Here is a 22,365-nt window from a genome sequence, read left to right on the forward strand (position 1 = left end):
TGCTTGTCGGGGGTGACCAAGGCGCTTACGCTTTTCTATTTTCTACATTTGAAAGAGGAGGTAACGTATGCTGACTGAATTATTGCAAACAATCCCTCAAGTTTTAATTGACGGTCTGACCTTAGGAGCTGTGTATGCTGTAATTGCTTTAGGGTACACGATGGTTTATGGGATATTAGAATTAATCAATTTTGCTCACGGTGAGATCTTTATGACAGGTGCTTTTATCGGTACAGCGATTCTCATCGTTTTGACAGGAATAGGGTGGGTTTCAGCGGTGCCTGCAATTGTTATGCTGATTACGGTACTTTTATTAACAGCTATCCTAACTGGCTTTATAGGGATGGGGATTGAACGAGTAGCGTATCGACCGTTACGAAAAGCACCTAGATTAATCCCCCTTATCACTGCAATTGGTATTTCGTTTTTATTACAAGATATTGTGAGATTCATAGCTGAATTGAAAAAAGGAAACTTTATCGTAACGGGACCAAGTCTTTTTACAAATCAAATTTCAATTAAAGCTTCTTCCATTAGCTCTATTTTTAACGATGCATCTATTAAAACATCATTTGTTATTGTGCTTGTAACGGCCATAATTATGATGATTGGTCTTGACTTCTTTGTTAATCGAACAAAATGGGGAATGGCTATGAGGGCTGTAGCTCAAGATCGTGAAACTGCTTCCTTAATGTCAGTCAATGTGAATAAGGTCATTTCAATCACCTTTTTTGTTGGGTCTGCTCTAGGTGGAGCAACGGGGGTACTATTTGCCGTACAATACGGAACAATCGATCCGTATATTGGGTTTATTCTAGGGTTAAAGGCATTTACAGCAGCAGTATTAGGCGGCATCGGAAATATTCGTGGTGCTATGCTAGGGGGGCTGTTGCTCGGAGTAATGGAAATGTTTGCATCTGCCAATTTAACACTATTAACCGGTGGATTATTCGGTGCCGAATACAAAGATGTCTTTGCCTTTGCCATCTTGATCATCGTGTTACTTTTTAAGCCGGAGGGTCTACTTGGCAAACCGGTCGCTGAGAAAGTGTAGGTGGGAAGAATGAAAACTCTATGGGATAAATATAAACAAAACAAAATGGCACATGGAATTTTTCTTTTAATTTACATCGGAGTTTCTTCATTAAGTTTATTTATGGCACAAAGGTCAGTTACTGCATTCCTGCTATTATTATCTTCCTTGTTATTGCTATATTTTACAAATTTCAAAAATCTGACGAAATGGCTGATTGCGGGAATTGTTCTTGTGTTTCTACTCCCGTTCACAGCAAGTCAAGGAGATGCCTATCAATCCTATATGGAAGTTGCTACACTTGTTGGAATCTATATAGCAATGGCTCTCGGATTAAATATTGTCGTTGGAATGGCTGGTCTTCTTGACTTGGGATTTGTCGCCTTCTTTGCTGTTGGAGCATACACATATGGGATTTTTGCTACAGCCCAAGCTTCGAATTTTATGCCGTTTGGTACGTTTCCACTTTCAGGAGAAAGCTTTTGGATCTTTATTATTTTGGGCTGTTTAGTTGCAGCGTTGTTTGGAATTTTACTCGGAATTCCGGTTCTTCGGGTAAAAGGGGATTATTTAGCAATCGTTACATTAGGGTTTGGCGAGATTATTAGAATTATTTTTAATAACCTTGACCGCCCGCTTAATATTACAAACGGTGCAATGGGAATTCCTTCTGTTACCCCGCCTCGATTGTTTGGAATAGATTTTCTTTTTCCAAGTCAATTTTATTACATTGTACTCGTACTCCTGTTATTTACCATTTTTACGGTCCGTCGTTTCGAGCATTCAAAAATTGGCCGTTCATGGAAAGCGGTCAGAGAAAATGAAATTGCTGCTCAAGCGATGGGTGTTCCTTTAGTGCGGACAAAACTAATGGCTTTTGCAATCGGTGCCTCCTTCTCAGGGATGATGGGTGTCGTATTTGCTGCAAAACAAGCCTTTGTCGATCCTACAAGCTTTACTCTTCTCGAGTCGATTACGATTTTAGTTATGGTACTCTTAGGCGGGATGGGCAGTGTCCCAGGTGTTATTCTAGGTGCGGCTGTGATGACGATTCTGAACCTTCAAGTATTAACTGAAATAACAAATTGGTTGAATCAGTTAAGCTTGTCAGGGGCAATTTCAATCCCAGATGCCCTTTCACCGGCTAAAATGCAAAGATTAATATTTGGTTTGCTATTAATCTTGTTTGCTTTATATAGGCCAAAGGGACTTTTGCCGGCAAAAAATCGTGTCTATGATGAAAAGGTTTTACAAGAGGGAAGCAGTCAAGCTGCTTTAGGAATTTTACCTGAAAATGAGAAGCTCAATGCGAAGGAGGTGTAGATGCATGTCTATTTTAGAGGTCCAAAATTTAACAAAGCAATTTGGCGGCCTTACTGCTAATCAAGATGTATCGATGAAGGTGGAAAAAAGCTCAATTACAGCGGTGATTGGACCGAACGGGGCAGGAAAAACAACATTTTTTAATATGATTACAGGTGTGTACCAGCCAACATCCGGCAGTATTTTGCTTGAAAATGAAAAAATAAACGGTTTAAAACCGGATGAGGTATCAAAAAAAGGAATATCAAGAACCTTTCAAAATATCCGTTTGTTTAATGAAATGTCAGTTCTCGAAAATGTTCTTGTAGGCATGCATACACATTTAAAAGCAGGACTTATGGGGATTTTATTCAATCTTCCAGCCATTCGCAAAGAAGAAAGAGCATCTGAAATAAAAGCGTATCAATTATTGGAATATGTAGGACTTGCTCCCCTTTTAAATGAGAAAGCAAGCAATCTAAGCTATGGTGCTCAAAGAAGGCTAGAAATTGCAAGAGCTCTTGCTGCGGATCCAAAGGTCTTATTACTAGATGAGCCTGCTGCAGGTATGAATCCAAAAGAAACAAACGAACTTACTCAGCTTATCAAAAGAATGAGAGAAGAATTCAATCTGACTATTATTTTAATTGAGCATGATATGAAGCTGGTCATGAAGATTTCTGAACATATCGTTGTACTGGACCATGGCGAAAAAATTGCAGAAGGAAAGCCTGAAGACATTCGAAACAATCCTAAGGTTATCGAAGCATACTTAGGAACTGGGGCTGTTCAGGTTGGATAGGGGGATAAAACATGCTTCAAATAAAAAATGTTGAAACCTACTATGGCGGGATACAGGCCTTAAAAGGGATAGATGTTGCAGTGGATAAAGGTGAAATTGTTACTCTTATCGGCAGTAATGGAGCAGGAAAATCAACCACTTTAAAATCCATTAGCGGCCTAGCGAAAGTAACGAATGGTAACATTGTCTATAACGGATCAGAAATATCAAATAAGCCTGCCCATGAAACGACTTTGTTGGGGATTGCACATGTGCCAGAAGGCCGGAAGATTTTTCCAAAACTGTCGGTCAAGGAAAACTTATTAATGGGAGCCTTTTCTGTAAAAAATAAGAGTGTAATTGATCAAAGAATGGAAAGGGTTTTTCAATATTTTCCTAAGTTGAAAGATCGTTTTGAGCAAAAGGGCGGTACGATGAGCGGAGGGGAACAGCAAATGCTTGCCATCGGACGAGCCCTTATGATGGAACCTGATTTATTAATGCTAGACGAGCCTTCAATGGGGCTTGCGCCAATCATTGTGGAACAAATTTTTGAAATCATCAAAGAACTAAATCAAGAAGGCATAACCATCTTACTGGTTGAACAAAATGCTTATCAAGCTCTGCAAATTGCCCATAGAGGTTATGTGATTCAAACAGGAGAAATTAAACTTCAAGGAGACGGCAATGAGCTGCTTAAGAATGAAGAAGTCCGTGAAGCATATTTAGCATAAGATAGCCTAAATCTCATATTAATCTAACGCTTAGATACTTTCTATCCAAGCGTTTTTTTGTTGTTCTGAAAACTATTGAGAGGTATTATTCCATATTGGTTTTTATTTTAGAAAAAAAATGATACTATCACTAGGTATGAGTAAGGAACAAAGCTAGCTATAAGTTTAAGAAAATGGAGGATTTTATGGAATCCTGGATTCAAGATTTAATAGAGCAATTTGGGTATTGGGGAGTATTTTTACTAATTGCCGTTGAAAATATTTTTCCTCCCATTCCTTCAGAAGTTATTCTTACCTTTGGGGGATATTTGACAAATAGCATGAATCTAAGTGTCACAGGTGTTATTATCTCAGCAACATTAGGCTCTGTCATGGGAGCTGTTATATTGTATGGTCTTGGTTTATTAATGGATGTAAAGAGATTAGAAAGAATCATTGATCGGTATGGACGTTTTTTGCGTTTGACAAAAGATGATATTTATCGTGCAGATGCTTGGTTTGATAAATATGGAATTTGGACTGTCCTGTTTTGTCGATTAATTCCTCTTATTAGGAGTTTAATTTCTATCCCAGCTGGAATGTCCAATATGAACTTTTGGTTATTTTTACTTTTTACAACTATAGGAACACTCATTTGGAATACAGTTTTAGTTAATTTAGGAGCCGCGGTTGGATCTAATTGGGAGTATATTGTAGAAATTATGGATAAGTTCTCGACTGTCGTTTATACACTAATCGTTATATTATTTGTCTTGGTTATTGTTTGGTATATTAAAAAGCGAAAAGAGAGAAAACCTAATAGCTAATTTATAGAAAAAGTTGAGTAACTGCCTAAGTTGGATTAGGAGGGCGGTTGCTCTTTTTCATTTGGATGGGAGTTTCAATTTAATTAATAAATTGATAGCGACAATTATTAAAAATAGAGCATTTTCTTAATGTAATTTGAATCAGGGTATACAATGTATTAGGATAGAAAATAATACCACAAAATAATACAATAAAATTATAGAATTAAAAGTTTTTCTGAGAGGACAGATTTTCATTGGAAACTAAAAAAGCATTGCCTATTTTATTTTTAGTTATGTTTCTAGTAATGGTAGGCTTCGGAATTATTATCCCTGTCATCCCTTTTTATGCAGAAGAAATCGGGGCAAGTCCAGCCCAGCTAGGCTGGTTAATGGCTGTGTATTCCTTAATGCAGCTGCTTTTTGCGCCAGTGTGGGGGAGAATATCAGATCGAATTGGGCGGAAACCAGTCATTGCAATCGGGATCGCCGGATTGTCGCTTTCGTTTTTTTTAACGGCATTTTCAAGTCAGCTTTGGATGCTGTTTGCTGCAAGAATTATAGGAGGAATGTTATCTTCTGCTAATATGCCAACAGTTATGGCATATGTTGCTGATATAACGTCAGAGGAGAATCGCGGGAAGGGCATGGGGATTATAGGTGCCGCTACGGGTTTAGGCTTTATTTTCGGACCGGCTATCGGCGGTATGTTCTCAAAAATAAGCTTAACGATGCCCTTCTACATAGCAGGTACAACATCGGCATTAACGCTTATCCTCGTTTTATTCATATTAAAAGAGTCTTTAACCGAGGAATCCAAACTTAATCAAACACAGAAAAAAGCTTCGATATGGAGTGCATTCAAAGGCTCGGTATCCATTTTATTTATGCTCCAGCTATTTATTTCCTTATCGCTCTCTGGCTTGGAAGCAACATTTGCTTATTTCGCTGCGAAAAAGGCTGGATTAGGAACCGTACAATTAGGTTATATCTTTATGATTATGGGACTTGCAAGTGCCGTTGTTCAAGGAGGGCTCATAGGGCGATTAACGAAGAAGTTTGGTGAGGGAACTGTTATTCAAGGCGGAATTATCGTTTCAGCCATTGGGTTCGCCTGTATTTTGCTAGTTGATAGCTTTGCAACTGCTGCTCTGTTTTTAACGATTTTTGGGGTTGGAAATGGTGTAATTCGTCCTACTGTATCAGCTTTAATTACGAAAAGGTCGATGGCAGGTCATGGAAGCTCAACAGGACTGCTATCTTCCTTTGATTCGCTTGGCAGAATTATTGGCCCACCATTAGGAGGCTGGCTATTCTCGATCCAAGCAGGACTTCCATACATATCTGGGGCTGTTTTATCACTCATAGCCTTTGTTTTATATAGAATATATGCAATAAAATCTAGTAAAACAATTTTTTATAAGCCCGAGCTAAATAGAAAATAGAGCAATGTGAACATAATAATAAATCCCGAATCTCTATAAAGACTCGGGATTTTTGCTTTATTTTATTATTTAGTTGCACCTTCAACGTTTGGTCGGTTGTTTTCATCAATGAAACAGACGGCAATTGTACCAACAAGGAGCAAAGCACCAGCGAAATAGAATCCTGTGTTTAAGCTTCCTGTAACGTCTGTAAGGAATCCGGTAATGTAAGGTGCTAGGATAGAACCACACATACCGATAAAGTTATAAACACCAAATGATGTACTATAAGCATTTTTTGGCGCATTATCAGCGATAACCGCAACTAAAACAGGGTTTGTACTGATTTTACCGAAAATACCATATCCAATTAAAGCGGCATATAATACTGCCATACTATCGAAGAAAACAATGGATACTAGTGCAATGATGGATAATGGCATCATGACTAAAAGAACAGGCTTACGTTTACCCATTTTGTCTGCAATCCAGCTGAATAAAATGGAGCCTGGAATCGCAGCCCAAGGAACAAGGGATGATACGAATGCAACACTTCCGCCGGTAATGCCGCGCTCCTGCTCTAAGTAGAAAGGAATCCAAGTAATAACTACGAAGAATGCATAGATGGCACTGAAAATCGTGATATAAGCTGCAATTAAATTTCGATTCTTAAATAACTCTCCAATTTTAAGCTTTTCGCCATTATTTTCTGCAGCTTTCTCTGCTTTCGATTTTGGCTTTTCTTTTATTACCCACCACATAGCTAATCCGATTAGAACGACAGGAATAGCGATGATGAAGAATGGTGATCTCCAGCTCATTCCAAACTCATGAACAGAATAACTTGAAATATAGTAACCAATAGAGGTACCGAAAGCCATTCCGCTGTTAATGATCGCGCTACCTAATGTAATACGGTGTGGAGGTATCGCTTCAGATGATAGACCGTAAGATGGACCATAGAAGAAGCCTTGGAAAATACCTACCATTATCCAAGATGTCATAAATAGGAAGAATGTTGGCATCATACCAGTTACTGCGGCAAAAACACCGAATAGAATAACCCCTGGTACAAGCACTCGCTTTTTCCCGATTTTATCCCCTAGAATACCTGAAGGAATGTTAAGTCCTGCATATCCTAAGAAGAAAATACTCATAATTAAACCAAGCTGTGAATTACTTAAACCAAACTCACTTTGAATGTCGCCCATGATCGGGTTCAGAATTGTACGAGTAGCATATAGTGCGACCCAACCTAAAAAGAATACGGTTACAATTTTGACCCAATATGGGATTCCGCCTTTTCCAGCGGGCTCATTTTGCTCCAAAACCTTTGCCATTTTGTCTTCCTCCCATTTGATTATTTTTATATGCTGGCAGTAAGGAAAGGTATTAATAACTACAATCTCACTATAAGTCATCTTGCGTTGCAGACGAATAAAAAAGGTAAGGTTAACATTACAAAAAGATTAAATTCAAAAAAAATACCCATATTGCATCTAGCAATACGGGTAACAAAAACATTAAATTTTCGGTACGCTTCTGAGCATATATCCAAGACCGGGATACGTTACAATATATTCTTCTTTACTGTGCAAAAGATCTTTGATCTTTCGGCGTATTCTTGCGATACTGACACGCAAATATTCTACATCATCTCGGTATTGCGGACCCCAAACTTCTGATAATAAGGTTTCATGCTGGACAACTTTATCTAAATTAAGCGCTAATATTTCCATAACTGAATACTCAGTTTGAGTAAGCTTAAACTCTTCATTATTAATCCAGCATCGCTTGCTGCCAAGATCGAGTGCTAAATCTCCCGTTCGAATAATCGGAGTTTTTGCCAATCCAGGCTCAGCATAGCTTGATTGACTTCTTCTCAAAACAGCATTAACCCTGGCAAAAAGCTCATCTAATGAGAAAGGCTTTGTTAAGTAGTCATCTGCACCAACATTCAAACCGTGCACTTTATCATGTGGATTGCTTCTAGCTGTCAGCATAATGACAGGAACATCCGAGAACTTGCGAAGTTTTTCAAGCACATCGAAGCCATCCTGTCCAGGCATCATAATATCAAGCAGTATTAAATCAGGTGAAATAAGGTCGAATCTTTCAAATAACTCTTCACCTGAATTGACCGTTGTTACTTCATAACCAATGGATTTTAAGTTGGCAGAAACAAATCGCAATATTTTTGGTTCGTCATCTACAATACAAATCTTTTGGCCCTTCAATTCATTCTCCTCCTCTCATGATCGGGAAATATAGAATAAAGGTACTTCCTTTATTAAGCTCACTCTTCACCTCAATTTTTCCATCATGAGCTTCCATAATCCCTAAACAGATGGAAAGACCTAAGCCCGTACCGCCTGTTCTTCGTGTTGCTGTAACATCTACTTGATAGAAGCGATTGAAAATCTTTGTTAAATGATCCTCTGATATACCGATCCCATTATCAGAAACCGTAATTTTAATATAATTATTTTCAATCTCTAGCGTAATATCGATTTTCTTTTCAATGGAATCGTTGTAACGAAGGGCGTTCGTAAATAAATTGACTAGTACTTGCTGAACGCGTATTTTATCTGCGTAGAAGGTGAAGCCGTCCCGCAGTTTGTTATTAAACTTCAAACTAGCCTCTGCTTTAAGTGATAAAGGTATTTGTTCTATCGATTGTTCAATAACATGGTCCGCACGAATCATGTTTCGTTCCACATACATAGTTCCTGATTCAATCTTAGAGATATCCATCCAGTCATTAACTAAATGTAAGATCCGTTCAATATCCTCGTGAACGCCTTCTAAAAGCTCCTGCTGGAATTCAGGCTCCCATTCAACCTCAGAACGAAGAAGCGTTTCTACACTGCCTTTAATATTTGTTATCGGTGTTTTAAATTCATGAGAAGTCAGCGAGATTAAATTGTTTTTTAATGTATCAATTTCCTCTTCCTCTGTAATATCTCGTAAAACTAAGCCTTCACCGATAATGTTTTCATCTAGCATAACAGAGAATTTATGAAGCAAATAATATTTTGGCTTCTTTGATTTATTCTTTTCCTCTAATTTAAGTTCTCCTCTTTCGTTCGCGAAGAATGCGGACAAATCTTCTTTATCCACATCAAAAAGAGTAATAAAGCGTTTATATACATCATCTATGCTTACTAATCCGTTACGGTACTCAAACTCATACTCAATTTCATCGTCAACGTCTTCATCATTTGCCACAACGTTCAAGAAAAATTCATTTACATACTCCACTTCTTTTTGATTATTCAATAGCATTAATCCTTCTGACATACTTTCCAAGACAGCCTCAAGTATCGCATGCTTATTGCGAATTTGTTCAAATAAAAACTTGTTTTGCAGCATAACGGATAATGAACTGGCAAACGTATGAAGAAATTCTTGATCACTGGCCTTAATTGATTTATCGCTGGTCATGTCGACAATTAGATATCCTTTATTTTTTTGTTCTATTTGTATTGGCTCCAAATACTGCTGATCTCCAATCATATTTTCACTGAGATACTGCAGTAAATTTTGGTTTGTACGAATGGAATTGTTTGTAACAGCTAAATCTAGAAAGAATATATGAATAGAATAGTCCATAAACGCTTCAATTTCTTTCAAACAGTGCTGAATAAAATGGGCCAAGTCCTTATTAGAAGAAACGGAGGTAATCAATTTATTTACTGCTTTTAATTCTGAGTTTTTATGCTCTAGGACAGCCGTCCTTTCCTGCACTCTGCCTTCAAGCTCTTTATTTAGTTCCATTAAGCCTTTTTTATTTCTTTCTACCTCTTGAATCATGTTATTAAAATAATAAAACAACTCTTCCATTTCCTTGGGTCCCTTAATCTTCTTTGTTATTCGATGCTTCTTATTGATGCCAATCGTGTAATCTTTAATGTAATTCAGCAATTGATGAATCGTTCGTTCCAGCCGATTTGTTAAGAGCAGGCTGACGCCAATCATCAGAATGACTGTAATAAGCAGAAAGACTACTATCATCATAATGGCATTTTTATACGTTTTCATAATCGCATCAGTCGGTTTTTCTATCCAAACAGTCCAATTAAGAGGGGGGATCTTCACATACGTAATGTAAAATTCCTCCTGCTGATTTTCAATATTAAAAAAACTGCTGCCCTCATCATTACGCTGTTCTTCGATATACTGTGTAACCTCTGACCCTGAAAAATTGACGAGCTCTCTTCTCGTATCAATGGTTGGATGAACAATCACATTTTTATCCTGGTCAATCACAACAGCTTGGCCGCCTTCTCCAAAGGTGCGTTTTTTTATATGTTCACCTAATGCGTTCAAATCTAATGCTCCAAGCACATAGCCGATCATGTCTCCGTTGTCATTCTTGATCGGAGAAACGATCGTCACTAATAGAGTGTCTGTTCCGCCCCGGCCATGGAAGACGGGAGAGATGACAGCGTCCTTCGTTTTTAATAATTCCTTATAGTAGGATCGGTCACTGAAGTTATGATTCTCTCTCTCTACTCCATCTGTGAATACTTCGGGATAGAAAACGATGGACTGTCCCTTAATATTTCCAACATACATATTAACGAATCCAGGATAGTTTTCTTTTATATTTTTAAGCTGGATTTGAATACCTTCCACATCTTGATTCATAAACTTTTCTTGGATAGTAAGTGACTCTGTTTGAATGGCTCTTTTATGTTCTAATACATAGTTTCGAATATAATCAGATAAATAATTAGTCGTTTGTGCCTGACTTTTTTGATTTTCATTAATTAATGAATACAACTGATAAACCTGGAATACTCCAAGTAACGCAATCGAGAAAAAAGTTATAGTTAAGAAGGAAGAAATAAGTTCTTTTTTAAAGGAACGGGGTTTTTTCATGGTTTCTTTCCTTTCGAAAGAGGTTAGTAAAAATGGTATCTGCCCATGCTTTATAATAAGCATAAACAGACACCATGTTAATACACTTTGAACGGCTTCGCAATGAATATGAATACTGACCAGAAGCTTGCCGCTTTTTACGGTTCCAATAAAAAACAAATGATTTCCCATAAGGATGTTCATACGGTTATAAAAAATTCTTTTGTATAGCTCCAACCTTATTGTTTACAAGGAATAGAGGAATATTCTTTTCATATTCCTCCATTCAAATAAATTTGTTATTTGATTATATTAGACAAGGCCTAATTTAATTGCGTATGCTTCAAGTGCTTTTTCGAAACATTCTTTTGGAGCACGCACTGTTCCGGCACCAACTTGTCCTACACCGGCATTTTTATGAGCGATACCTGTGTTAATTACTGGTTCAATGCCAGTTTCTACGACTTTACGTGCATCAATTCCAAGACATGCTCCTTGGAAATCCCATGTCGGGATCGTGAAGTTGCTGTTTTGATCAATACAGATTTCCATCATTTCATTACTTGTGGTAAGGGCATCATTAAAACCACCTGCTCCAACGAAACGAGTTACACCAGGAGCGGCGATCATAGCCATACCACCTACACCGAATGTTTCGGTGATGGCACTATCACCAATATCTGGGTTAGCATCATCTTGTGAGTATCCAGTAAAGAACAGACCTTGAGGAGTGTTAACAGGAGCTGTAAACCACTCATCACCCATACCGCTAATACGAATACCGAAGTCTTTACCATTCCGGCACATAGCTGTAACAACTGTACCTTCCTGGATTTGTCTAGCTCCATCCATGACAGCTTTGCTAGTTGCCATAGCAATATTTAGGAAGAATTGATCAGTATCAGCTAAGAACTTAATTACATCTTTCAGATCCTTACCCTCTATATCTAATTGTACAATATATGGGCTGATTTCTTTAAGGAAAATAAGGGACGCAGCAATATTACGCTGGTGGAATTCATCACCCATTGTAATGGCTTTTGCAATCATAACGTTCAGATTTAAACCATCTTCTGTAAGCTTTAATGCTCTAGAAATAGTCGGTCCTAACACATTTTGCATCCATTTTAAACGATTGATCACTTCATCAGAATAAGCACCGAAACGAAGAACTTTACCAATACCTTCGTTCATGATACAGTATGCTTCGTTTCCATCTAAACGGTTTTCCACAACAAAGACAGGCATGTTTGCAGAAGTAATACCGCCCATTGGACCTACAGCGTTTACATGATGGCAAGGAATAAATGTAACTTCCCCATTAGCAAGCATTTGGATAGCTTCTTCGTCAGAACTAGCCCAGCCTTCAAATAAAGCAGCACCAATACAAGATCCTTGCATTGGACCAGTCATATCATCCCATTTAATTGGCGGTCCAGCATGAAGAAGGACTTTGCCTTCATTTAATTCTTTAATTTTTTCCTTTGCGGGGACTACATCAACTAGAAAAGGAGCTGCTCCAGAGATTTTTTCTATTACGGCTTTGTTTGCTTCGTCCATTGAATTGTGTTGGGTGTTTAACTGAGCAAGAATTTTTCTCATTTTTTCATTTCCGCCTGCAATTGGTCTCCAGTCATATTGAACGACAGAAGCGCCATTTGCAACTAATGCATCAGTAAAGCTCTTTAATCCAACATTGATGATGGTTGGCTTATTATTTACGAGCTTGGAAATTTGTTCTGAAGTTGTTAAATCAAAATCCTTTGCTGAGGATGCTGATTCTTCATGCGCTTTTTTCACATCATTTACTTCAAGGCCAACAATACTTAAAGCCGTACGGACTGCTTCATTATTATTATCCTTAACAATAATTCCAGCATCTGCAAGACGCATTTTGTGGCCGTTAAAATCCTGTGGATCGTTTAATGTTCCGCAAACGGATGCAACTACATACAGGTTGCGGCCATTTTCTTTCGCATGTGCCACTGCCTTTTGAATAGAAGGAAGCAATGCAGTAGCCATATCCTCATGAGAACCGTAGCCAAGTACGAAATCAAGCAGGATAACAGCTGTCTTCTCATCTTGTGCAGCTTTTTCAATAAATTTAGCACGTGTTTCAGGGTCAATCATTGGATGCGGTTTACCTTGTGTATATTTGTCATCACCAAGGTCAACTACTTCGTGGCCATTTTGTCTTAAAACATAGCCCTCTTCATTCTTGATTTCAGTGCCAAGTCCAAGTGCATCTGAAATTAAAACGGCTGCCTCAGAAGCCATTGTTCCGCCTGAGAAAAGTCCTTTAATTGAAGTTTGTGCAGGTGTTAATGAAACATCAGCCACTTTATAGTCGCCAGCATTATATTCTTCTTTAATTGGATTTCCTCTTACAAGGTCAACAGCAATTTTTGCAGTTTCTGCAAGTGTATAAGCTTGATAAACATTGCCTTCATGCTTTGTTGGCTTTTCTCCAATGAAAATCGTTACAACTGGCTTAGATAAGCTGTGCAGCAATTCAACTACCTTGTTGCGTACTTCTTTTGCTGGCGGCTTAGAAATAACAACAATAATGTCTGTTTGCTTATGACTTTCTAATGCTTTAATTCCATCCATCATCGTAATGGCACCAATTGAATCTTTAAGGTCGCGTCCGCCTGTTCCGATTGCATGGCTAACACCTTCACCAAGACGATCGATAATTGTAGATACCTCTTGAATACCTGTTCCAGATGCACCAACAATTCCAATTCGCCCTTTGCTTACAACGTTAGCAAATGCTAGTGGAATCCCGTCTAAAATACCTGTTCCACAGTCAGGACCCATAACAATAAGTCCCTTGTCATGCGCCTTTTGCTTAAGTCTAACCTCTTCCTCCACAGGAACGTTATCACTGAATAGGAATACGTGAAGACCTGAATCTAATGCCTTGTCAGCTTCTTCCGCCGCATACTGACCAGGTACAGAAATAAGTGCCAGATTAGCATCAGGGGCTGACTTAAGGGCTTTATCCCAAGTACGAACCGTTTCAAACTGCTGGCTTTTTCCGCTGATTGCTTGATTTTTTAAGTATTCTTCTACCTTTTCAAGAACTTCAGCAACTTTGCTTTCATCATCTGTATCAACAACAACGGCCATATCGTTTGATTCAGCAGCGCCTAATTCATCTGTATACAAGCCTGCATCCTTAAAAATATCTTTGTTAGAAGGGGTTGCCATCATGATTTGAACTTTGTTAACTCCCTCTGTTGTTGCCACAGCATTCGTGAGCAGCATTAAGTTAATAGAATCTTGATACGAATTCTTTTGAATAATTGTGTGAAGCACTCGTAATCACCTCTATATGATTTTTGTTGGCCAGACTTGAGAATTCTTTTTGACTATCCCAACTAAGCCAATCCTATCTCTTCTAATTTATCGTAGCCTAACAACCATTACATTCGAATAAAATAGTAAGCGATTACATTAAAAAAACATAAAAATCTCATTTATTAGCGGGTTTTCTTTGAATGGCAAATAGTAAACTATCTTAGTAGTTTAGATTTCGTTTTTTTATTTGCCAAAACTCCACAAATTGCTTTCCTATTAGTATTCATTGAGTAAAAGCATACAACGTAATTGTTCCGAAATAGACCAGAATATGTATTTTATATAGAGGGAAGAAATGAATTGTAAAGTAAAATTATTCAAATTTTTATTGTTTAATCTTTTTGTTTATTACCGATATAAGAATCGACAAAAATAGAAATTGCTAGAAGGGGAAAAGTATGAAACTAAATCTTAGAACTAAGCTCGTAGCCATTACCTCTGTATTGTTAGCCCTCCCAATATTGGTTATTGGAATCGTTAGTTATACTTCTGCAAAGGATAGCTTGGACGAGTTAGGGGCAACCGGATTGAAAAACAACGTCAAGATGGCTATTCAAATGATTGATGTATTGAATATGGAGGTAGAGAAAGGAAGTCTGTCTCTTGAGGAAGCTCAGGAACAGGCAAAGCTTAAATTACTCGGGGAATTGAATGCAGAGGGTAAGCGCTCCATCGATACAGAGGTGGATATGGGGGAATATGGCTATTTCTTCGTGCTGGATAAACAGGGGATAGCCATTGCTCATCCAATGAAAGAAGGAGAAAACCTTTATAATTCTCAGACGCCAGATGGTACATATTCCACTCAGGAGCTCATTAAAAAGGCTGAAAGCGGCGGGGGATTCGTTACATTTGACTTTGCCGTTCCCGGAAATGAAAAAAGCATAGAACCAAAAATTAGTTATGCAGAGATTGATCCTAATTGGGGGTGGGTAGTGATAGCAGGCTCCTACTTGATGGACTTTAATAGTGGAGCAAACCACCTCTTATCAGTGCTCTTAATTGTCCTAGGTTGTTCCCTCTTAATTGGAGGCACTCTGATTATCTGGTTTTCAGGGCATCTCTCTAAACCAATTAAATTAGTTACGGAGCAAATTGCTAAAGTAGCAGAAGGCGATTTGAGCTCCGAGCAGCTAATGGTAAAAAACAAGGATGAAATTGGGCAGTTAGCTAACTACTTTAATCAGATGACGGCCAATTTAAAAGAGATTATCAAGGATGTCTCAAATACATCTTTACAAGTGGCTGCAACATCGGAAGAACTATCAGCAAGCAGTGAACAAATGAGTCAATCCGTTGAACAGGTAGCCGTTTCTATTCAGGAATTAGCGATAGGCGCGGATACTCAAAAAGAGAAAACATTGGAATCGAATCAAGTCGTTTCAACCATTTCTAATAAAATTGCCCACATTGCAGAAAATGTAGAGATTGTTCATGGGATGTCGCAGCAGACTACTTCTGTAGCGGAAAATGGAAATGATGTCATTAAAAGAACCATTAATCAAATGAGACAAATTCAAAGCCAAACAGACTCTACAGCAAATCGAATGAATGCTTTAGAAGAAAAATCAAACGAAATTGACAAGATAGTTTCGATGATTACGAGTGTTGCCGAGCAGACAAACTTACTTGCACTGAATGCGGCTATTGAAGCTGCAAGAGCGGGTGAACACGGAAAGGGATTTGCCGTAGTTGCTGATGAGGTTCGTAAATTAGCTGAGCAATCAAGGGAAGCAGCAAAGCTTGTCAATCAACTCATTATGGGTGTTCAAGAAGATATTAATCAATCCGTATTAGCGATGAACGAAGGCAAGCTTTCAGTAGATGGAGGAATCGAACTAGTCAATCATGCCGGTGATTTCTTCCAAAAGATCGTTGAGGATATTAAACAAGTATCCTCTCAAATGAATAAGGTATCGATAGCAGTCCATGAAATTTCTTCAGGTGCTGAATCGATGGTATTAAAAATAGAGGAAACAACCAATATTGCTGAAGAATCCGCTAATCATTCACAAAATATTGCAGCGATCGCGGTAGAACAAAATGCTTCAATGGAAGAAATCGCATCAGTCTCCGATGAGCTGGCAAAAATGGCAGAAAAGCTTCAGGATTCGATCAGAACTTTTACAATTTAAACAGATTTAAAAAACATGTAAGCCGCTCCGGGATTTCCCTCGAAGCGGCTTATAACATTTAACCCAGAAACTACCTATGCTATTTGGCCGAAATTATTGATTATCTCTTGCACGGTTAAGTAATTGTATGTCAATATCTATATAGCGAAGAATATCGTAAAAAGGTATTCAAGGAGATGAGAGTTTGAATAATAAAGCTGTAATTTTAGGATGTAATTATTATATAGGTTTAAGTACAATTCGCTGTTTAGGGATTCATGGCATATATACAGTTGCTGTTGATTATTCAGAAGAGGACCGATATGGCTCTGAATCTAAATATTGCTCTGAAAGGCTAATTGCCCCGTATTATAAAGAAGACCCAAAAGGGTTTATTAATTATTTAATAGATTATGCGAAAAAGCAGAGTGTAAAGCCTGTTTTAATTCCTTGTCATGATTCATATGTAGAAATCGTTGATGAGCATTTAGATGAGATAAGAGAGCACTATCTTATTCCTCAGACCGAAAAGGGCCTTTACACGAAAGTAATGAATAAAGAAGCTTTGCATGCTTTAGCTGTGGAAAAAGGAATGGCTGTCCCAGAAACGGTTAGAATAGATGAAGAAAACTTTATTGAAAAAGTGGAAACAACGCTTAAATATCCGTGTATAGTAAAGCCGACAGATTCACCGGCCTTTGTTGCGCATTTTAGAAGAAAGTTGTTTAAAGTTTCTAATCGGGAAGAATTATTAGCTGCTCTTGAAAAGTCGAAGAATGCCAATTTAGAAGTTATCGTACAAAGAATTATTCCTGGCTTTGATGATCATATGTACACATTTGATGCGTATTTAAACCAGGATGCAAAGGTTACTCATTGGGTGACATGTCAAAAGCATCGCCAATTCCCAATTAATTTCGGTGCATCCGTGTATACAGAGCAGAAATATGTTCAAGAGCTGTACGATATTGGGGCTCCATTTTTAGAGTCCATCGGGTTTAAGGGATTTGCGGAAATTGAGTTTAAAAAGGACGCTGAGACAGGTAAGTACTATTTAATTGAAATCAATGCCCGCATTACAAATCTAAACAATCTATTATACGAGGTTGGGGTGAATTTCCCATATATTACTTATCGAGAACTAACAGGATCCCCGCTTGAACCATATGCAGTAAAAGAAGATAAACACCGTGTGTTTTGGTATGCCTATGAAGATTTATTGGCCATCCGCGGCTATATTAAAACTGGGCAGCTAACAAGAAAACAAGTGCTGCAATCACTGATGAAACGAAAGTCCTATGCTATTTGGGATTGGAAGGATCCAAAGCCTGGACTTGTTAACTTTAAAAAACTCGCAGGAAAGATATTGAAGAAAAATTAAGTAAATACTTATTCCACAACGATTGTTTGCTGATGCAGAAAAGAGGTAAAAACGATGAAGCTTGAAACACTTCTTCAATCAATACAAGTTAAAGATGTTATGAATGAACAAGATTTAAATATATACGGCGTTTCATATCATTCCCAAAAGGTTACGAATGGACACCTTTTTGTTTGTGTGCGAGGATATAAAACGGACGGGCATAAATATTTGGCACAAGCTGCAGAAAACGGAGCTGTCGCAGCGGTTGTAGAGGAATTCCAAGAAGGAATCGATATTCCTCAATATTTAGTAGAAGACAGCCGGATTTCTTTAGCCCGATTAGGTGCTCACTTTTATCATCATCCGTCTAAAAAGCTGAATATGATTGGAATTACCGCGACAAATGGAAAAACAACCACTTCTTATATGACGAATGCCATCCTAGAGAATGAAGGCTTCAAAACTGGATTGATCGGAACAGTCTCTATTAAAATTGACGATACTTCGATCCCTTCTGATTTGACGACACCAGAATCTCTAGATTTACAATATTACTTAAACGAGATGGTGGAACGAGAAGTTACTCATGTAAGTATGGAAGTTTCGTCCCAAGCTTTAGAAATGCACAGGGTCGAGCAAGTGGATTACGATATTGTCACACTTAATAATGTGAGCCGTGAGCATATTGATTCACATGGCTCTTTTGAAAAATACTTTGAAGTTAAATCTAGTTTAATTAGAAATGCGAGTGAAAATAGCTTCGCCGTCCTAAACTTAGATTGCCCATATTCCTCTTCTTTAGTCAATGCAACAAAAGCACAAGTCGTTACATTTGGTGTGAAAAGCAAGGAAGGGCATATTCATTGTAAAAACTTAGATTTATCGACTGGAAGAGCTAAATTTACAGTGGAAATTTTAAAAGCGTTTAAAGTAAAGGATACAGAATATATCCCGGGAGAGTTCGATATTGAACTTGCTGTTCCAGGGTTGCATTCTGTTTATAATGCAATGGTAGCCATTACAGTGGCGCTGCTGTCCAATGTTTCTGTTTCAACAATCCAAAAGACTCTAAAGACATTTGGCGGAGTAGAGCGCCGATTCGAGTTCATTTTTGAAGATGATTTCAAAATCATTGATGATCATTTTGCGAATGCTGGGAATATTAATGTGACTCTTGAAACATTGAAATTTATGGATTATAAGAAGCTTCATTTAGTTTATGCAATCAGAGGAGAAAGAGGTCCTACAGTCAATCGGGAAAACGCGGAAACCATTGCAGACTGGGCTCCAAAGCTAGGCTTTAATGAGGTGATTGCCACAAAGAGCATCTCCCATGTCACGTCAAAAGATAAGGTGACAGATGAAGAGCAGCAGGTGTTTGAAGAGGTAATGGATCAAGCTGGCATAAAGGTTAAGCTATGTGATGAGCTTCCGGATGCCATCGCTAAGGCACTGGCAAGAGCAGAAGAAGGCGATTTAATTCTTCTGGCAGGCTGCCAAGGAATGGATCACGGGGCTGAAATTGCTTTACATCAAATTGAAAAAATCAAGGTGGATTTTTCAAAAGAAAAATTATTCATGCCTCTTCGAAACCGTGTTTCAGGCCAGTGAGAAATGGTGTAAAATTACAATTTGCATGGCGGGGGCCTCAGGGTCCCGTTTTAAGGTTAACATTCTAAAATAAAGGTGATATAAAATGTGCGGTTTTGTTGGTTTTGCTCATGCTAACCCAGAATTAGATAAGAAACAAACAATAAATGATATGATGGATACCATTATTCATAGAGGCCCCGACAGCGGAGAATCTTATACAGATAAGAATATTGCCTTTGGCTTTAGACGCCTAAGCATTATTGATTTATCTGAAGAAGCTGGTCAGCCGATGTTTAATGAAGATAAAAGCTGTGTGTTAATTTTTAATGGGGAAATTTATAACTATCAAGAATTGAAAAAAGACCTATTAGAAAAAGGCCATATTTTCAAAACAGATACAGATAGTGAAGTATTAATCCATGGTTATGAAGAGTACGGCGTAGACTTATTGCAGAAGCTTCGAGGGATGTTTGCTTTTGCTATTTGGGATACGAAAAAGGAAACGATGCTCCTGGCACGTGATTTCTTTGGAATTAAGCCTCTTTACTATACGCAAAACACAACAGACAACTCCTTTATCTTTGGTTCCGAAATTAAATCATTCTTAAAGAACTCAAGCTTCAAAAAAGAATTAAATAAGGATGCTTTAATGCCTTATTTAACCTTCCAATATTCAGTTCTAGATGAAACCTTCTTTAAAGGTGTGTACAAGCTCAAGCCAGGTCATTACATGATCTATAAACAAGGCAAAATGGAAATAAAGCAGTACTGGAATATTAACTTTGATGAGCAAGAGAATAGCTTGGATTACTATATTGAACAAATTAATAGCACGATGAGAGAATCGGTTAACTATCACAAAATCAGTGATGTAAAGGTTGGCTCCTTCTTATCAGGCGGTATTGATTCCAGCTATATTACGGCATTACTGAAGCCTAATAAAACATTCTCAATCGGATTTAAAGATTACGAAGGGATCTTTAATGAAACGAATTTGTCTAAAGAGTTATCAGACATTCTCCATATTGAAAATTATAGGAAGCTTATGAATGCTGATGAATGCTTTGAGACATTGCCAACGATTCAATACCATATGGATGAGCCGCAGTCGAACCTTTCTTCCGTTCCTCTATATTTCTTATCCAAATTAGCTAGGGAACATGTAACAGTCGTTTTATCCGGTGAAGGTGCAGACGAGATTTTTGGCGGATATGTATGGTATCAAAAATCAGCCAAACTAGAAAAATATGAAAAGGTTCCATACGCGATCAGACGTGTGCTATCTAAGGTCGGCGGTGCCCTTCCACAAAATAAAATTACAACCTTCTTAGTAAAAGGCGGCCAAAAGATCGAAGAGAAGTTCATTGGACAGGCTAAAGTCTTTGAAGAAGAAGATGCCTTTAAAGTGTTAAAGGATGGGTATAAAAACGGGCCCACTGTACAAAGTATTACGAAACAAGTATTTGATCAAGTTAAGGGGAAAGATGATGTAACGAAAATGCAGTATCTTGACCTAAAACTTTGGCTGCCTGGAGATATTCTTTTAAAAGCGGATAAAATGAGTATGGCTCATTCCATTGAATTAAGGGTTCCATTCCTGGATAAAGAAGTCATGTCAATGGCATCCAAATTGCCTAGCTCACTTCGAGTGAATCGCAAAGATACAAAGTATGCATTGCGGGCTGCTTCAAGTGAGGTGCTTCCTGATGAATGGGCAAATCGTCCAAAGGTTGGTTTCCCAGTCCCGATTCGTTTTTGGCTGCAAGAAGAGAAATACTATCAGATCGTGAAGGAAATGTTCCAATCAGATATGGCGAAAGAGTTCTTTAACACGGATGAACTTTTGAGATATTTGGAAGAGCATTATACAAAGAAACATAACTATGCCCGCTACATTTGGACGGTTTATGTGTTCCTTGTATGGTATAAGAAGTTTTTTAAAGAAATGTAAGAGATTAAAGTGGAGGCGCATTGAAGCGCTAGGGCCAGACATAAGTTATAGGGGATGAATATGAGTGAGGAAAATAGTAGTCAGCACTATTTTTATAGTCCTTGTATTTGTCGTTTATTTGACAATAAACACGGTAAATAACCAATTGAAGGTAAACAGCAGTGCTAATTCGGAAGTAGACTTTACAGGCATTGAGGCCATTACAAAACTCAATGTTCCGACTTATGTGAAAAGGTATGACTGGACAAAAGAAGGACAGATGAAAATAACAGAGGTTTTTATCCCTGTTCAAACAGTCAAACAATTGCCGGAACTCCCGCATGGCTGTGAAATTACTTCTTTAACAGCTATTCTGAAAACGTATGGTTATGAGGTTTCTAAAACGGAGATGGCAGATCAATATTTGCCTAAACAGTCATTTTCCACGAAGAACAATCGCCGATATGGAGCCAATCCTTATAAGGCGTATGCCGGAAACCCTAGAAGCGAGACTGGCGGCTTTTTCAGCTATGCCCCTCCAATTATTACTGCAGCGGAGAAGTATTCTGAGGTTGCGGGTGAAGAGATTCAGACCCTCGATTTAAGCGGAAGCAAGAAAGAGGACTTAATTAAACAGCTTAATAAAGGAACTCCTGTATTAGTTTGGGTAACTTTGGATCTCGGGAAGCCGAAACTAAATTATTCTTGGTATTTTCATGGTACAGGGGAGAAATTTACTGCTCCAACTAATTTACATGCTGTCGTTTTAAATGGCTATGATGAAAAAAGAGTACATGTTATGAATCCTTTAGTCGGCCAAATGACTTATGATAAAAACGCATTTTTTAAAAGCTACCAAGAGCTTGGCAGTCATGCGATGACCGTAATAGTCAAAAGTGGAAACTAAACAGTGAGAGCAAAAGAAATTCCCGCATCATCTAGATGCAGGTGAAATTTCTTTTGCTTTTCATTTTCTGATAAAGTGAAACTTCAATCAGTGGGGTTCAACGTACAGGAAGTGCTAGTGCAGACATTGTGACAGGACGCTGTGTTCTTAGTCTGCCTTCATCCCCCACTGAT

The 22,365-nt window shown here is 38.1% G+C and carries 15 protein-coding genes and 1 pseudogene; 11 read left to right on the forward strand and 5 right to left on the reverse strand.

The annotated features are described in order from the left end of the window. Positions 1-67 precede the first annotated feature (67 nt). The 6 genes from V7149_RS07885 to V7149_RS07910 all read left to right on the forward strand — a co-directional run bounded on the left by V7149_RS07885 (position 68) and on the right by V7149_RS07910 (position 6,080). Entirely contained in the window at positions 68-1,054 is a 987-nt protein-coding gene (locus V7149_RS07885) for a branched-chain amino acid ABC transporter permease (RefSeq protein ID WP_335345101.1), read from the forward strand. A 9-nt stretch (positions 1,055-1,063) separates the two neighbouring features. Beyond that, positions 1,064-2,356: a branched-chain amino acid ABC transporter permease gene (locus V7149_RS07890; RefSeq protein ID WP_335345102.1), complete on the forward strand. Its 1,293-nt coding sequence runs from the start codon at positions 1,064-1,066 to the stop codon at positions 2,354-2,356. Positions 2,357-2,360: 4 nt separating this feature from the next. Then, entirely contained in the window at positions 2,361-3,137 is a 777-nt protein-coding gene (locus V7149_RS07895) for an ABC transporter ATP-binding protein (RefSeq protein WP_335345103.1), read from the forward strand. Positions 3,138-3,148: 11 nt separating this feature from the next. Further along, positions 3,149-3,850, forward strand: coding sequence for an ABC transporter ATP-binding protein (locus V7149_RS07900; RefSeq protein WP_335345104.1), 702 nt, complete (start codon positions 3,149-3,151; stop codon positions 3,848-3,850). A 185-nt stretch (positions 3,851-4,035) separates the two neighbouring features. Next, positions 4,036-4,656: a DedA family protein gene (locus tag V7149_RS07905; protein WP_335345105.1), complete on the forward strand. Its 621-nt coding sequence runs from the start codon at positions 4,036-4,038 to the stop codon at positions 4,654-4,656. A gap of 236 nt (positions 4,657-4,892) precedes the next feature. Beyond that, positions 4,893-6,080: an MFS transporter gene (locus V7149_RS07910; RefSeq protein WP_335345106.1), complete on the forward strand. Its 1,188-nt coding sequence runs from the start codon at positions 4,893-4,895 to the stop codon at positions 6,078-6,080. Between the two features lie 65 nt (positions 6,081-6,145). Here V7149_RS07910 and V7149_RS07915 read toward each other — a convergent pair whose 3' ends face one another. From V7149_RS07915 to fdrA, 5 genes and pseudogenes are all read right to left on the reverse strand, one after another. Next, entirely contained in the window at positions 6,146-7,399 is a 1,254-nt protein-coding gene (locus V7149_RS07915; RefSeq protein ID WP_335345107.1) for an MFS transporter, read from the reverse strand. Between the two features lie 183 nt (positions 7,400-7,582). Continuing rightward, a complete protein-coding gene (locus tag V7149_RS07920) occupies positions 7,583-8,296 on the reverse strand; it encodes a response regulator transcription factor (RefSeq protein ID WP_335345108.1) in 714 nt (237 codons plus the stop codon). Position 8,297: 1 nt separating this feature from the next. Further along, positions 8,298-10,943, reverse strand: a complete 2,646-nt coding sequence (locus V7149_RS07925) for an ATP-binding protein (protein ID WP_335345109.1) — start codon at positions 10,941-10,943, stop codon at positions 8,298-8,300. A gap of 291 nt (positions 10,944-11,234) precedes the next feature. After that, positions 11,235-12,524, reverse strand: a complete 1,290-nt coding sequence (locus tag V7149_RS07930) for a DUF1116 domain-containing protein (protein ID WP_335345160.1) — start codon at positions 12,522-12,524, stop codon at positions 11,235-11,237. Beyond that, positions 12,510-14,243 (reverse strand): annotated as a pseudogene (gene fdrA, locus V7149_RS07935) (acyl-CoA synthetase FdrA); the annotation flags it as partial. The pseudogene fdrA and the gene V7149_RS07930, both read right to left, overlap by 15 nt. Before the next feature lie 440 nt (positions 14,244-14,683). Between fdrA and V7149_RS07940 the strand changes: the two are divergent. The 5 genes from V7149_RS07940 to V7149_RS07960 all read left to right on the forward strand — a co-directional run bounded on the left by V7149_RS07940 (position 14,684) and on the right by V7149_RS07960 (position 22,192). Further along, positions 14,684-16,420: a methyl-accepting chemotaxis protein gene (locus V7149_RS07940; protein ID WP_335345110.1), complete on the forward strand. Its 1,737-nt coding sequence runs from the start codon at positions 14,684-14,686 to the stop codon at positions 16,418-16,420. Positions 16,421-16,604: 184 nt separating this feature from the next. Next, on the forward strand, positions 16,605-17,780 hold the full coding sequence (locus tag V7149_RS07945) for a carboxylate--amine ligase (RefSeq protein WP_335345111.1): 1,176 nt from the start codon (positions 16,605-16,607) through the stop codon (positions 17,778-17,780). Positions 17,781-17,834: 54 nt separating this feature from the next. Next, positions 17,835-19,373: a Mur ligase family protein gene (locus V7149_RS07950; protein WP_335345112.1), complete on the forward strand. Its 1,539-nt coding sequence runs from the start codon at positions 17,835-17,837 to the stop codon at positions 19,371-19,373. A gap of 85 nt (positions 19,374-19,458) precedes the next feature. Then, positions 19,459-21,306 carry an asparagine synthase (glutamine-hydrolyzing) gene (gene asnB / locus V7149_RS07955; protein ID WP_335345113.1) on the forward strand — a complete coding sequence of 616 codons (1,848 nt, stop codon included), beginning with the start codon at positions 19,459-19,461 and terminating at the stop codon, positions 21,304-21,306. 64 nt (positions 21,307-21,370) lie between these two features. After that, positions 21,371-22,192, forward strand: a complete 822-nt coding sequence (locus tag V7149_RS07960) for a C39 family peptidase (protein WP_335345114.1) — start codon at positions 21,371-21,373, stop codon at positions 22,190-22,192. The last annotated feature ends 173 nt before the right edge of the window (positions 22,193-22,365 follow it).

The sequence above is a fragment of the Bacillus sp. JJ1503 genome, from assembly GCF_036965125.1.
GTDB lineage: Bacteria > Bacillota > Bacilli > Bacillales > Cytobacillaceae > Cytobacillus.